This window comes from Lysobacter sp. 05T417 (assembly GCF_056396405.1).
Genome location: NZ_JBFTLK010000030.1, coordinates 1 through 480, shown reverse-complemented (window position 1 = coordinate 480; position 480 = coordinate 1). Strand labels below are relative to the sequence as shown.

Sequence of the window (480 nt, the reverse complement as noted above, 5' to 3'; positions counted from 1 at the left end):
CGGCTCGGTGGACGTGCTGGAGTTCGGCCAGGGCATCGCTGCCGGCGATATCCAAGTCCTGAAGGAGAACGAGGACGTGGTGCTGAAGCTGGCTGGCGGCGYCGACTCAGTGCGACTGAAGGACTGGCTGACTGGCAGTGCGGCGGAGAACAGCCCGAGGGGCATCGAGAAGATCCGGTTCGCCGACGGCACCGAGTGGGCACCGGCGCAGCTGAGGGCCGCGGGCCTGACCACGCTGGGTACCGACGACGCCGACAAGCTGGTGGGCTGGCAAGGCAACGACGTGCTGCTGGGCGGGGGCGGYAACGACAACCTYGGCGGCGGCAATGGCGAGAATCGGCTGGTCGGCGGTGCGGGCGATGACGTGCTGTGGGTCGGCGGTGCGTATTCGAACAACAACGTGTTCGAGGGCGGCACCGGTACGGACATGCTGCACGGCAGCTACAACAGCGACACCTACCGGTTCAACCTCGGCGACGG

General features: G+C 67.5%; 1 protein-coding gene. It reads left to right on the top strand.

Translation table 11 applies throughout. From position 1 onward, the window contains the following. A partial coding sequence (locus AC1DER_RS17245; RefSeq protein WP_477358231.1) for a calcium-binding protein occupies positions 1 to 480 on the top strand: 480 nt, incomplete at both ends.